This window comes from Paenarthrobacter sp. CC6 (assembly GCF_040560085.1).
In the GTDB taxonomy this organism is placed as follows: Bacteria; Actinomycetota; Actinomycetes; order Actinomycetales; family Micrococcaceae; genus Arthrobacter; species Arthrobacter nicotinovorans.
In genome coordinates this window covers 1-12,074 of record NZ_JARDAN010000031.1, presented here as the reverse complement: position 1 = coordinate 12,074, position 12,074 = coordinate 1, and the positions used below count along the sequence as shown (strand labels likewise).

The window sequence follows — 12,074 nt, the reverse complement described above, 5'->3', positions numbered from 1 at the left end:
GATGTAGTCGCTGTCTACATGGTAGGCAGTGGCTACATTGTTGTCAATGCCTACATTGGCTTAGACTTGACCCATGATCGAACAGCCATACCACCACGGCAAACTACGGGAAGCCCTCTTGGAGCGCGCCATGGAAACAATCGAGGAGGCCGGCGTCGAGGGTCTTTCCCTCCGCCAACTCGCCCGCGAAGTGAACGTCAGCCACGGGGCCCCAGCCAAGCACTTCCGTGACAAGCAGGCGTTGATCGACGCCTTGGCGATGGCAGGCTTTGAATCGATGAACCACCGCATCCGCACAGCCGCGGAGTCCGGCGGCACCCTCCAGGAGCGCTTTGTCAGCGTCGCGAAAGCCTACGTCGGATTCGCGGTTTCCCGGCCCGCCCTGCTGACCGTCATGTACTCCACCAAGCATCACCCGGATTCCAGCGCCGAGCTTCGAAACACCGGTGGGCAGGGAATCGAAATAGCCCAGGCAATGATCATCGAAGCCCAGGATGCCGGCGAACTGGCCCCCGGCGACCCCGAAACGTTGGCCATGGTGTGCTTCGTCAGCCTTCACGGCGCGGCGCTGCTCGCGGCCGGCAAGCATCTGGAGGGAACGACGGTGGATGCCATGGTCTCCGCCACCACCGACACCCTCTGGGCAGGCATGGCTGCGGGTGTGCCGGCCGCGAAAATCACGCAGGCAAGCCAGGCAGGGCAGCGCAACTAGCCCAGCGCAACAGCCCTGCGCTGGATCTACGGCGTCAGGCCGGCAATGGCTTCCCGCACCGCGGAGCTTAGCTGGAAGTTACGGCAGCCCACTCCCCCTGGCTCGGCCTGCTGCGGCACGTAGCCAAAGCCGAGCTCATACACAGGGTCTGCAAACCCCAAAGAGGCGCTGGCGCCGTCGTGCCCGAACGCCCGGTAACTGCCAAACGGCATCCGGCTGTGCGACTTCATGAAAACGGTCCCGAAGCAGCCGGTCTCACCGAAAACCCGGTCAATGCCGAAGACTTGCTCAGCGGTCACGGCGCGGATGGTCTCTTCAGCCAGCAAGGGCGCGACGGCGGTTTGCCCGCCGCCCAGGGCCTGCCCGGGTTCGCCGGCCAGGCCCGTTGAAGCCGCCGCATAAATCCTGGCCATGCCATCGGCACTGGACACGCCTGCCGCCGAGCTCAGTCCCGCGGCACGGACTTCGCGGATATTGGGCAGGTCCAGGATGTCGCCAACGGCGGCATTGGCGGCAAGACCGAAATGGCTTGCCGGGTCCACCCATGGCCAGGAAGGATCAGCTGCCCATCGGAAGGGTGCAAAGCGGGACTCCTCGGATTCGGGGAGCCCAAGGTAAAAGTGCGCACCGGTCACGGCCCGGATACGGCGTTCGAAAAGCTCCTGGAGCGTCGAGCCTGTGATCCGACGACATAACTCCTCCATGAAGATTCCGATGCTGAGCGCGTGGTAGCCGAACGCTGCACCGGGCTTCCACAGCGGGGGCAACGCGGCGAGCCTCGCCGCAGCCAGCGCAGAGTTGTTGACCTCGTCCAGGGTCAGGCCTCCCTCGGGCCCCAACAGTCCGGCCTGATGGGACAGGAGCTGCGCAACCGTGATCGAGGCTTTGCCATCGACGCCGAATTCGGGCCAGTACTTGACCACCTCGGCGTCAAGGTCCAGCTGGCCGTCCTGCACCAGCAATGCCATGACCAGGCCCGCCATGCCCTTGGAACAGGAGAACACTCCCGTGACGGAGTCGGGGCGGATATGCGGTCCCCCACTCAGGTCCAGGACTTTGACACCGCGATGATACGCGGCCACCTGGGCGGAATACTCCGGATCCTGCTCCAGGAAACGGCAGAAGAGTTCGGCGACGGATTCGAAACCGGGGGCGACCATCTGTGAATGCATCCAGCCAGCCTACGTGGTGCCCTCCTCAGACCTGGGGAGTTATCCACACCCAGGGCTCTTTGGGCAGCCTCGACGGATCGAATTCCGCCAGGGCGTCCTGCAGTGATCCACCGGGCAGGCCGAGCGATTCCAGCATCAGGCCGCGGACTCGCGCGGCGGGAATCCCGACGGCGGCGAGGTCGTCCAGCGTTACGGCACCGTCGCGCTTTGCCAGCCTGACGCCGTCGTGGTTCACCACCAACGGAACATGCGCATATACGGGAACCGGCAAGCCCAACAGCGTCGCCAAGTACGCCTGCCGCGGGGTGGAGGGAAGGAGGTCGTCACCGCGAACCACCTGGTCGATTCCCTGGGCGGCGTCGTCCACCACCACGGCCAGGTTGTAGGCAGTGACGCCGTCATTGCGACGCAGCACAAAGTCGTCCACCACGCCCTCAAACGTGCCGTGCAACTGGTCCTCTACAGGCCACCCGCCAACCCCGGACCGCAGACGGATCGACGCCGGGCGTGAGGCGCGCCTGATCTCACGCTCGGCGTGGGACAACCGCCGGCACGTCCCGGGGTAGGCCCCCTGCGGAGCGTGCGGGGCGGAAGGCGCTTCCTGGATCTCACGTCGGGTGCAGAAACACTCGTAGGTGCGCCCCTCCGACGTCAGGCGCTGGATCGCAGCGCCGTAAAGTGCCGCGCGCTCAGTCTGGCGCACCACATCCGCATCCCACGTGATGCCGATGGCCCGCAGATCACGGAGCTGCCCGGTTTCCGCGCCGGACCTGGCACGGTCAAGATCTTCCACGCGCAGCAGGAAATCACGGCCAGTGGACTTCGCGAACAACCATGCCAGGATGGCCGTGCGGAGGTTGCCAACGTGCAGCTCGCCGGACGGGCTGGGGGCAAATCGCCCTGCGGAAGTCATGCACCAAGCCTATGTGCCATCCCTGCACAGCCGGGCAACACAGCCGGGCAACACAAGAGCCCCTCAGCTACCGCAACGATCCGGTGGCTCAGGGGCTCTTGCTGTGCTGTCCGCATCAGCGGACGAGTGCAGAATGACAATGCTGTGAACAAGAGTCAATCAGCGGCTGCTTCCTTGCGGGAAACCTGTACAGGGCTCCGGGTGGTGTTCCGGGTGCCTGTTGCCGGCGGGCTTCGGCGGTAGCCTCGTCCTGCTTCGTTGTCATCATTTCAACAGGGGGCATACAGTAGGTGCAACAGGAAGTCATTTCCTTGATCGATCTGACTACTCCAGAAACAAAAATCCGACAGGAAGTGGTCATTTTGCAGGAACTCGACGCGACCGACCGCAGAATCCTCGCTGCGCTCGACGACGATCCCCGCGTTCCCATCATGGTCCTGGCCCAGAAGCTGCACCTCGCGCGAGGGACGGTCCAATCCCGCCTGGAACGCATGACAACCTCCGGCGCCCTGCGTGCCAACAGCAGCCGCGTCCTGCCATCCGCCCTGGGGCGTGGCGTGGCTGCGGCGGTCAGCGCAGAGCTCGACCAAAGCCACCTGAACGAGGCCATCGCGGCCTTGCGCGAAATCCCGGAAGTCCTGGAATGCCACGCACCCGCCGGCGATACCGACCTCATCATCAGGGTGGTGGCCAAGAGCCCCGACGACCTCTACCGGGTGTCGGAGGAAATCCGGCTGTGCCCCGGCATCGTCAGGACCTCCACCAGCATGTTCCTCCGTGAGGTGATTCCGTACCGGACAACGGGCCTGCTTCTGGAGTAGTTCTGCACATAGGGAAGTTGTCCCCATGTGCCATGCTCCGCAGGCGGCCTAGGATGGGGCCAGATCATCAGCACACAACAATGGGGGCGACGTGGCGGGTAACTTCTATGGCTCAGACGTCGCACAGCTGCGTCAGCTGGCCAAGGAACTGGCCCGCAATGCGGACAGCCTCACCACCTTGGGACAACAGTTGTCGGGGTCCATCACCAACAGTCCCTGGCGGGGGAACGACGGCGACCGGTTCCGTCACGAATGGAACAGCTCGCACTTGCGGGCCCTCCAGAGCGCGGCTTCCGGCATCAAGGCCGCTTCCCGGAGCCTGTTGAAGAACGCCGACGAACAGGCCGCCGCGAGCAATGGCGGGGCCGGCGGATCCGGCTCCGGCGGCGCTGGCGGAACCGGCGGCTCCGGCGGAACCGGCCAGGAGCTCACGGATCTGCTGAACGGAATGACGCCCGAAGAGCGGGCACAGTACCTTCGAAGCGACGAATTCAAGAAGTGGGCGCTCGAACATCCCCAGGACGCCAAGGCCGCCATGGATGCCGCAGCCGACTCGGGCCTGATCGAGAAGAAATCGCCCGAGTACTCCCAGTTCCTCAGCGATTACTGGAACCAACAAGCCATGCGGGAGATGGGGATCGACCCGTCCACGTGGGACACCAGCAAGGGTACCGAGTACAACTGGGAAACCATCAAAAAGGTCTACGACTTCTACGGGCAGGCTTTCCTGTCCAACCCGGACCTTCAGTGGGCCGGCATGGCGAATATGATCGGCCCTTCCTTCGCCGGCGGGTTCAAGGACATGGCCATGCTCCGCGATCTGGCACAGCAGATCGCCGACAATCCGGCGTCGGACATCCCCATCCCGGTTCTCGACCAGATCGAGCAGCTTGCCGGCATGACCGACGCCGAGATCAAGTTCTACGAAACGTCCATGCTGGACATGAACAAAGAGATCTTCCTGGACCAGGCCCGGCAGCACGAGGCCTACATGAACGGTGGAATCGACGAAATCAACCGCCTCAGGGACTCTGGTGCGATCGACCCGGAAACTGCGAAAGCATGGGCCCAGATTGATTCCGGCGATCCCGCACAGGTCAAGGAAGGCAACACGGCCCTGTTGTACCGGGAGCAGAACGAGATCATCGCCGACGATTACACTGCCATGCGCAACCATCCGGGAGGGGAAGCCGTGACGTACATGGTCACCCTCGCCGGAGAGCCTTCGATTCCCGGCGCGAAAAGCTACCCGGAAGTCTTCCCCTACAAGTTCAGCGTGGAAAGCCCCGGCCCGGAGAACCTGCCCTTCACCAACTGGGACAACCCGACGCAGTTCCGGACGGACTTCACCACCGGCTTCCCGGACGGCAACATCGCCGACGCCGAGCAACGCTGGGCCCTCATCAAGCAGGACACCCTCCCCGCTTACCAGGACCTGCTGGCCAACAATCCCCAACAGGCCCGGGACATCATCGGTTCGGATTTCAACGACCGCGTTGAACAGTACAGGCCCACCAACAACATTCCGGGAATCATGGACCGCTTCCTGGACGGCTTCGATGCCGAGGTTCACCAATGACCCGGACCAAGTGGCTTTCGCGGCTGGCAATCGCCGTGGCGGCTGGCTTGGGAATCCTCACCACCACCGCATGCCAGTTATCCGTCCCCGCTTCTCCATCAACTTCCCAAGGGAGCACAGTGATTACCTCGGAATTCTCCACGCTTGATGCCGCAGGTGTCGACCGGATCAGGACCGACAAGCAAGCGCGCCTGGACATGAGCAGCGGCAGCCTGCAGAAATCGGCTGTGCGTGTATCCGAGGACAGCTACGGCCCGGAAATCAACACCCAGGACTCCGGGAAGATCAACCTGGCCATTGTCGGCCCCAGCGGAGAGATCACCGCACAAACGGACCGGATCCGGTTCAAGACCACCGATTCACGCCCTGATTTCACCGAGGTCACGTACTTCCTCACTGCAGCTTCCGCAGAGGAATTCAACGCCCTGATCCGCGAGGGAGTGGACAAGTACGGCATCGACGCCGACGACGCCGAACGCTGGATTTCCTCCACCAGCAAGGACCCTTCCGCCAAGAGCGACTACTCATTGACGTCGGGGACCAGCACCGGGCTGGAGGTCAATTACGACCTCCGCTTCGACGGCTCCAAAGACACCCAAGTCATCATCGTGCACGTGAGCCCGGCCAGCTGAACGGCTAGCTGAACGGCCTGCTGAACGGCCTGCGGGTAGGCTAAACCGGCGGCCCGATGTTGGTCTTCAGGTTCTTCATGACCAACGTTGACGTCAGCCGTTCAACCGCTGGAAGGGCCGCAAGCTCGTCGTCGTAGAAACGCTGATAAGCGGGCAGGTCCGCGGCAATGACCTTCAACAGGTAATCGGGCGAACCAAACAGGCGCTGGGCCTCCACGATGTTGGGGCTGGCGGTGACCCTGGCCTCGAAGGCGGCCATCGTTCCCCGGTCCACTTGGCGCAAAGTCACGAAGACGATCGCTTCGAAACCAAGCCCCACGGCGGCGGGGTCGATGTCCGCGCGGTATCCGCGGATGACCCCTGTCGCTTCCAGGTCGCGGAGCCTTCGATGGCAAGGAGCGACGGTTAAACCGACTTTGGAAGCCAGCGCTGTGGCCGTCATCCGCCCATCCTCTTTGAGGTGGCGCAAAATACTTCTATCGATACCGTCAATCACGCAATTATCTTACCGAGAATCAGCTCTTCAGAGCTAAAAACGGGAACACTTATGGGCGCTTTTTACCTAGAGTTTTCGTACCAACTAACTCTGGAGAGATCGTGAACCCGCAGCTGTTCCTCGCCTTCGTCCTCGTGGCAGTCACCCTGGCCTGCACACCGGGAGTCGACTGGGCGTACTCGATTTCGGCGGGCCTGCGTCAGCGCAGCTTCGTTCCCGCCGTCGCCGGCCTCTGCAGCGGTTACGTGATCCACACGCTCCTGATGGCTGCCGGACTCGCTGCCCTCCTGGCCGGCGTTCCCGGGCTCCTCGGGTGGCTGACCATCGCCGGTGCGGCCTACCTGCTGTGGCTTGGCATCGGCACCATCCGCTCGTGGCGAGGCGCAAGCTTCAGTGCGGAAGACGGCGTCGTGAATTCCGGAAACCAGCTCCGCACGTTCTTCCAGGGCATGGGCACCAGCGGCATCAACCCCAAGGGGCTCCTGTTCTTCGTGGCCCTGGTGCCGCAGTTCGTCAGCCCGGATGCGGCGCTGCCCGTCCCGGTGCAGTCGGGCTTGCTGGGGTTGACCTTCGTGATCCTTGCAGGAATGGTCTACACCGCTGTGGCCCTGACCTCCAGGAAGCTGCTGGCCTCCCGGCCCGGCGCCGCACGGGCCGTCACCCTGACCAGCGGGATCGTCATGATCGGGCTGGGGACGGTGCTGTTGTCGGAGCAGGTTCTTCCACTCGTGCTGCGCTTCCAGGCGTTCTAGGTGGCGAGCAGTTCGTCCAGGCGCTCATACCCCTCCATCACTCCGTAGTTCATTCCGGTCGCCAAGGCCATGTCGCGCGCTTCAACCGTTGGGTAGACCTCGTGCGCCACGATCCGGGTGCAGCCGTCGATTTCCTCGAAGGTGGTGCTGCTGATGCCGACCTGGTTGGGGGCTCCATCGAATTCGAACGTCATGATGATCAGCTCATCCGCGTCCACTGTGTGGAAGATGCCGTGGAAGCCAAACATGTGGTCGCCATGTCCGCTTTCGTAGTGCCAGCTGCCGCCGGTGGTCGCGTCGTACTTTGTGACGTTCAGCTTGGCGTCCCGGGGCCCCAGCCACTTGGCCAGGAGGTCCGGATCAACGTGGGCTTTGAAAACCGCACTGACGGGGGCGTCGAATTCCCGAACGGTATCGACGAAGGGGACGCCGTCGTCTGCGGTGATGGTGGTTTCGTTGCTCATTGCAGTTCCTCTTTCTTTGCTTGTTCCTGTGGGGAGGTGTGGGTGGCGAGCAGCTGGTCGAGCCGCCGGAAGCGGGACTCGGCGATCAGGCGGTACTGATCAATCCACGCCGTCAGGCGTTCCAGTGCTGCGGCGTCCAGGTGGACGGGCCTGCGCTGGGCATCCCGGGAGCGGGTCACCAGGCCTGCATGTTCCAGGACCTGGATGTGCTTGGAAACCGCCTGCTTGGAAATGGCGAACGGTTCCGCGAGCTCGTTGACAGTGGCATCTCCCCGGGAAAGCCGGGCAACGATGGCCCGCCGGACCGGATCCGCCAGCGCCATGAAGGCCTTGTCCAGGGCGTCTTGGCCTGGAGCATCCTGTGTCATTTACCAGCAAACCTTCCATAATCAACCAATCGCTTGATCAATCAATTGGTTGATTAAGAGAATACGCCTGCACCCCTTCGTGTGCAACGGTTTTTTACTCCCCGCCCAGCTGCCTGAAGTCGTTCTCCCACAAGCGCCGCATCTCGGCGTCCTTGCGGATAACCTCCACCGATTCAAGCTCCGCCGGCGGGGCAGCCCGCCGGGACCACGGCGTCAGCGTCCGGCGTCCCTGGTCCAACGCCAAGAGGGCCCTGTCAGTGAGAGCGTCATTCTTCAATGCCAGGTTGGTTTTCCTGCGGCGAAGGACTTCCCTCAACGCCGCCTGGGCAGACTCAAAGTCGCCCCGCGCCCGCTGGGAACGCGCCCTGATCAGCAACAACGCGGCCGAGAGGTCATCCGTGTTCAGCAGTCCCTCCGTCCAGACCACCACATCGCGGTGGCGTTCCAAGGAGAACGCAGCCGTGCACCGCGCCAAGGCAGAAGGCAACGACGGCGGCAAAGCTGCCACAGCTTCGAGGGCGGCTTCGGTCATCCCCATTTCCCGCAGACAGTGGGCCAGCGCCAGGAACACGGACTCTTCGCTGAACAGCACCGGCACCTCGATGCGTTCGGCGACCTCAACCCGGGTGACCACCTGACCAAGGTACATGGCCGAGAACTGGCTGGCGTCGTCGTCGATCCTGGTTGTCAACCCTCGCTGCAGCAGTTCCGACGCCCGCAAGAACCCGCCGTGCTTATAGACAAGCAGGCCTGCCATGATGTGGCACAAGCCCGCCCAGCCCGGGTTCATCCGGGCGAACGCAAGGAGACGGTCCGGATCGGTGGAGGAGAACACAGCCTCATGCATGGCCTTCGCGGGCTTGGAGGACAGCATCTTCAGCCTGGGAACACCGCCCACGAGGGACAAGCGCGCGTGGTCCCTGCCGCTGAGGACACCGGAAAGGACTCCATTTACGCCGTCGGCGAGTCCGCGCACCGGCGTCCGTACGTACCCTTCCCGGAAGGGCGTCAGGTCCCGGACGTCATGAAAAATCGTGTGCACCCGACCATTCGGCACTTGGCTCATGAATCCATGCTAACCGCCGCCTGAACTGCGCTCATCCCCCTGCTATCCAGAGCATTTCAGGAGTATTATGGCGGCGTCGGCAAGGTTTGGCGACACCCCTTGCCGCAGGTCGGCTCTCCAGGAGAAGAGCCGGATAACCGCGTGAAAGGGAGGACTGATGACCACCGCTTCGCACCCCGCCGAACACCACCACATGATGGGGTTGACACTTCGCAACACCGCCATGGGCGTTGGCATTGTATTTCTGCTGGTAGGCGTCCTGGGCTTCATCCCGGGAATCACCACCAATTACGGCGCCATGACCTTTGCGGGACATGAATCCGGCGCCATGCTGCTTGGAGTCTTCCAAGTGTCCATACTCCACAACATCGTTCACCTGCTGTTCGGCGCGGCCGGACTGGCCATGGCAAGGAACGACCGCATGGCCCGCCTGTTCCTCCTGGGCGGCGGTGCTGTGTACATCGTTCTTTGGATCTACGGCCTGGTCATCAACCAGGAAACGGGCGCCAACTTTGTCCCGTTCAACACGGCCGATAACTGGCTCCACCTGATCCTTGGCGTTGCCATGATCGGCCTTGGTGCATGGCTCGGCAGGGACGTCATGGACGAAACCAGCGCTACGCGAAGGAAGATGTAACCCTTCGACGCCGCTTGGCAGAACAACGACGGCGGCCGCCCCCCTTCCCGGGGACGGCCGCCTTTCCTTGTCCCGGGATGCCATTCGATGACAATGTTTGCGCCCCGGATTGTCATCAAATGCCGACTCGACGGCGGATGGGCGCCAGCAGCGGCGGGCGCTACTGTGCCGCCGGCATGGGATGGACATCCGTGAACGTGTTTCCCGTGGAGTACTGGTCCAGGCGCCAGGGATTGGCGTTGTTCCGCACGCTCTGGAACGTCACGCCGTCAAACGTGGAATCCTGCAGGCCTTTGATGTTGGCGGGGTTGACGTTCCGGAACACCACGTCCTGGAAAGTGAAGGCGCTGAGGGTGGCCGTTCCTTCGCCGAGGGACGGCCCTGTCTGGATATCGATCACCGGTTTGCTGTCGGATACAGCCATGCCGCAGGTGGGCGAGTTGTTGCCGTCCACGGAAATGTTCCGTATCACCACGTCCTTGAACGTGGCCGATTCAGCGGCGACATATCCGGACGGTGACTGGTTATAGCTGAGCGACATGATGAAAGCACTGCTGCCCATGCAGGCCATCGCGGTGTCGCGGAAGAGGAAGTCCCGGCCGCCTCCGGCCATGTCCGAGGTACTTTTCATCCGGAGGCCGCCGGTTTCAACTTTGTACATGACGTTGTCCTCAGCGAGGACCCGCTGCACCCAGGCTGCCGTGTTGGAACCGACAGCGACTCCCCCGTGGCCCATGCGCATGTAATTGTTGAAGATCCAGACGTTCTCGCTCGGCCGGCCCTGCGCCCCGTATTTGCCCTGCCCGGCCGCAAAGTTGACTTGGTCGTCTCCGGTGTCGAAGAAGTTGTTCACGACAATGCCGTTGTTTGCACCGCCGAACTCCAGACCGTCACCGTTGTTGGCGTTGAACGTGGTGTGCCGCATTCCGTTCACCGTGCTGTTTTCCGTGTCCAGGATCATCACACCGTGGAACGCGGGGTTGTCCGCTGTGACTCCCTCGATGTACAGGTTTTTTACTCCCATGAAGGTCATCAAGCTGGAGCGGTATTGGCCGTACAGTACGGAGTCATCCAGGGTTTCCGGCCTGTTGATCACCCCGATGAGGGATTCCGGGCGCTCCTTGGCCTTGCGGAACTGGCCGGCTGCCAACAAGCCATCGTCCAGGACCTTGCCGGCGGAGCTTGCCGCGTATTGCGGAAGTTCGTTCCCCGCCTCATCCACTATCGACCCCTCGGCAGTGCGCTTCCACCCGTTTCCGTCCACCACGCCTTTACCGACGATGCGGACATTGCTGGCCGCAGCGCCAGGTTCGCGTCCCGCCGTCGAGCGGCCGTTGTCGTCCGGAAGGACATTAAGGAGCGACGGCGGCCGGCGGTAGTTCCGGTATTCGGCCTCGGCGGGGAGGGGCTCAGGTACCGGGTAGAGGTAATAGCCCTTCTCCAAGGGGTAGTCCTCCGCCTGGTCGGAGCCGAGCAGGCGTGCGCCCTCCTGGAGTTCCAGGGTCATGTCCGAGTGGAGGAAAAGTGCCCCCGTTTTGAAGGTACCTGCAGGAACCACCACGGTGCAGCCCGGGGTTCTACAGGTGTCAATGGCCTTCTGGATTGCTTTGGTGTTAAGGGTCTTTCCATCGCCCACGGCCTTGTACGCAGGATTGGTGATGGTGACTTGGTGCCGTTCGGGCGTGGTGGTGACGGTGATTGGCCCACTCGCCGGAGACTCGGTTCCGTCTTTCCTCACAGCGGTCACGCTGAACTGGTAGCTGGTGCGCGGCGACAAGCCGGTCACCGTGAAGTTGTGGGCCACAGTCCGGACGTGGAATCCATCCTTGTCGGCGGCCCGGAACGCGTCCACGTATTGCTGGGCCGGTGAATAGATCCGCGCATTCTCCTCCGCGGTTCCCAGCGCCCTGTCGTTCATGTAGACGCGATAGTCCACGACGTCGTCGTAAACGTCCGGCTTGTTCCACACCAGCAACGTCTTGTCACTGCCGGTGGCTTGCGCCGGGACACAGAGGTTTTGTGGGGCCCTGCCGTTGCCTGAATCAAGGTGGATGCTGGAGGTGGAACATGCCGGGCTGTCCGTTTTGCCGGCTGGAGCCGCAGAGGCCGGCGGGCCTGCGGCCACAACACAGCCCAACCCCATCACTGCTGCCAGCGCGAGGCCTCCCAGGCTTTGGCGTATTTCCGGTCTTCTTCGGGTCAATCGCATGGATGATCCTTCCCCGGGGCACAACGGCGTGCCCCGGTACTTGGAGGCTCAGGGCTCTCCGGGAATGTTTGGGAAACAGCAAGAAAACGTTTTCTCAGAACACCCTAGGAAGGTTTGGGGGCGGGGTCAAGCACTTGGCTGCGCGCCGAGATGCCATTAGATGACAATGTTCGCGCGGCAAAGTCAATTGGTGGGAGCAACGCTGGGGGTTAGGCCGCTTGTAGCAGCTGGTTTAGCCGGTTGGCTGGGGTCT

The 12,074-nt window shown here is 62.8% G+C and carries 13 protein-coding genes; 6 read left to right on the top strand and 7 right to left on the bottom strand.

Annotated features, from left to right (window positions below):
• Positions 1-73: 73 nt before the first annotated feature.
• Positions 74-712 (top strand): TetR/AcrR family transcriptional regulator, encoded by a 639-nt coding sequence (locus PV760_RS20475; protein WP_020608562.1) that lies wholly within the window; start codon positions 74-76, stop codon positions 710-712.
• Between the two features lie 26 nt (positions 713-738).
• Here PV760_RS20475 and PV760_RS20470 read toward each other — a convergent pair whose 3' ends face one another.
• Together PV760_RS20470 and gluQRS are read right to left on the bottom strand one after the other, a co-directional pair.
• Entirely contained in the window at positions 739-1,884 is a 1,146-nt protein-coding gene (locus PV760_RS20470) for a serine hydrolase domain-containing protein (RefSeq protein ID WP_354628572.1), read from the bottom strand.
• A gap of 25 nt (positions 1,885-1,909) precedes the next feature.
• Positions 1,910-2,797, bottom strand: a complete 888-nt coding sequence (gene gluQRS / locus PV760_RS20465; RefSeq protein WP_354628571.1) for a tRNA glutamyl-Q(34) synthetase GluQRS — start codon at positions 2,795-2,797, stop codon at positions 1,910-1,912.
• Positions 2,798-3,159: 362 nt separating this feature from the next.
• On the opposite strand from gluQRS, the gene PV760_RS20460 reads away from it, so the two are divergent.
• The 3 genes from PV760_RS20460 to PV760_RS20450 all read left to right on the top strand — a co-directional run bounded on the left by PV760_RS20460 (position 3,160) and on the right by PV760_RS20450 (position 5,829).
• Positions 3,160-3,618: an Lrp/AsnC family transcriptional regulator gene (locus tag PV760_RS20460; protein ID WP_026267476.1), complete on the top strand. Its 459-nt coding sequence runs from the start codon at positions 3,160-3,162 to the stop codon at positions 3,616-3,618.
• A 91-nt stretch (positions 3,619-3,709) separates the two neighbouring features.
• Positions 3,710-5,197 (top strand): WXG100 family type VII secretion target, encoded by a 1,488-nt coding sequence (locus tag PV760_RS20455; RefSeq protein ID WP_189076766.1) that lies wholly within the window; start codon positions 3,710-3,712, stop codon positions 5,195-5,197.
• On the top strand, positions 5,194-5,829 hold the full coding sequence (locus PV760_RS20450; RefSeq protein WP_189076767.1) for a hypothetical protein: 636 nt from the start codon (positions 5,194-5,196) through the stop codon (positions 5,827-5,829). Before PV760_RS20455 ends, PV760_RS20450 begins: the two co-directional genes overlap by 4 nt.
• A 40-nt stretch (positions 5,830-5,869) precedes the next feature.
• Here PV760_RS20450 and PV760_RS20445 read toward each other — a convergent pair whose 3' ends face one another.
• A complete protein-coding gene (locus PV760_RS20445; protein WP_082010247.1) occupies positions 5,870-6,325 on the bottom strand; it encodes an Lrp/AsnC family transcriptional regulator in 456 nt (151 codons plus the stop codon).
• A 101-nt stretch (positions 6,326-6,426) separates the two neighbouring features.
• Between PV760_RS20445 and PV760_RS20440 the strand changes: the two genes are divergently transcribed.
• A complete protein-coding gene (locus tag PV760_RS20440) occupies positions 6,427-7,077 on the top strand; it encodes a LysE family translocator (protein ID WP_039243252.1) in 651 nt (216 codons plus the stop codon).
• On the opposite strand, the gene PV760_RS20435 is transcribed toward PV760_RS20440, so the two are convergent.
• The 3 genes from PV760_RS20435 to PV760_RS20425 form a co-directional block, all read right to left on the bottom strand.
• Positions 7,074-7,541: an SRPBCC family protein gene (locus PV760_RS20435; protein ID WP_354628570.1), complete on the bottom strand. Its 468-nt coding sequence runs from the start codon at positions 7,539-7,541 to the stop codon at positions 7,074-7,076. The two genes, PV760_RS20440 and PV760_RS20435, sit on opposite strands and share 4 nt — an antisense overlap.
• Complete coding sequence (locus PV760_RS20430) at positions 7,538-7,909, bottom strand: ArsR/SmtB family transcription factor (RefSeq protein WP_018779976.1); 372 nt, start codon at positions 7,907-7,909, stop codon at positions 7,538-7,540. The genes PV760_RS20435 and PV760_RS20430 overlap by 4 nt, the downstream gene beginning before the upstream one ends.
• Positions 7,910-8,003: 94 nt before the next feature.
• Entirely contained in the window at positions 8,004-8,975 is a 972-nt protein-coding gene (locus PV760_RS20425; RefSeq protein WP_354628569.1) for a hypothetical protein, read from the bottom strand.
• Between the two features lie 157 nt (positions 8,976-9,132).
• Between PV760_RS20425 and PV760_RS20420 the strand changes: the two genes are divergently transcribed.
• Positions 9,133-9,612: a DUF4383 domain-containing protein gene (locus PV760_RS20420; protein ID WP_018779978.1), complete on the top strand. Its 480-nt coding sequence runs from the start codon at positions 9,133-9,135 to the stop codon at positions 9,610-9,612.
• Between the two features lie 160 nt (positions 9,613-9,772).
• Here PV760_RS20420 and PV760_RS20415 read toward each other — a convergent pair whose 3' ends face one another.
• Positions 9,773-11,821 (bottom strand): glycosyl hydrolase family 28 protein, encoded by a 2,049-nt coding sequence (locus PV760_RS20415; RefSeq protein WP_354628568.1) that lies wholly within the window; start codon positions 11,819-11,821, stop codon positions 9,773-9,775.
• Positions 11,822-12,074 lie beyond the last annotated feature (253 nt).

What these genes read in the sequence shown, in the direction of transcription:
- PV760_RS20475 (WP_020608562.1), top strand. Translation starts at nt 74, where the DNA reads ATGATCGAACAGCCATACCACCACGGCAAACTACGGGAAGCCCTCTTG.
- PV760_RS20470 (WP_354628572.1), bottom strand. Translation starts at nt 1,884, where the DNA reads ATGCATTCACAGATGGTCGCCCCCGGTTTCGAATCCGTCGCCGAACTC.
- gluQRS (WP_354628571.1), bottom strand. Translation starts at nt 2,797, where the DNA reads ATGACTTCCGCAGGGCGATTTGCCCCCAGCCCGTCCGGCGAGCTGCAC.
- PV760_RS20450 (WP_189076767.1), top strand. Translation starts at nt 5,194, where the DNA reads ATGACCCGGACCAAGTGGCTTTCGCGGCTGGCAATCGCCGTGGCGGCT.
- PV760_RS20435 (WP_354628570.1), bottom strand. Translation starts at nt 7,541, where the DNA reads ATGAGCAACGAAACCACCATCACCGCAGACGACGGCGTCCCCTTCGTC.
- PV760_RS20430 (WP_018779976.1), bottom strand. Translation starts at nt 7,909, where the DNA reads ATGACACAGGATGCTCCAGGCCAAGACGCCCTGGACAAGGCCTTCATG.
- PV760_RS20425 (WP_354628569.1), bottom strand. Translation starts at nt 8,975, where the DNA reads ATGAGCCAAGTGCCGAATGGTCGGGTGCACACGATTTTTCATGACGTC.
- PV760_RS20420 (WP_018779978.1), top strand. Translation starts at nt 9,133, where the DNA reads ATGACCACCGCTTCGCACCCCGCCGAACACCACCACATGATGGGGTTG.
- PV760_RS20415 (WP_354628568.1), bottom strand. Translation starts at nt 11,821, where the DNA reads ATGCGATTGACCCGAAGAAGACCGGAAATACGCCAAAGCCTGGGAGGC.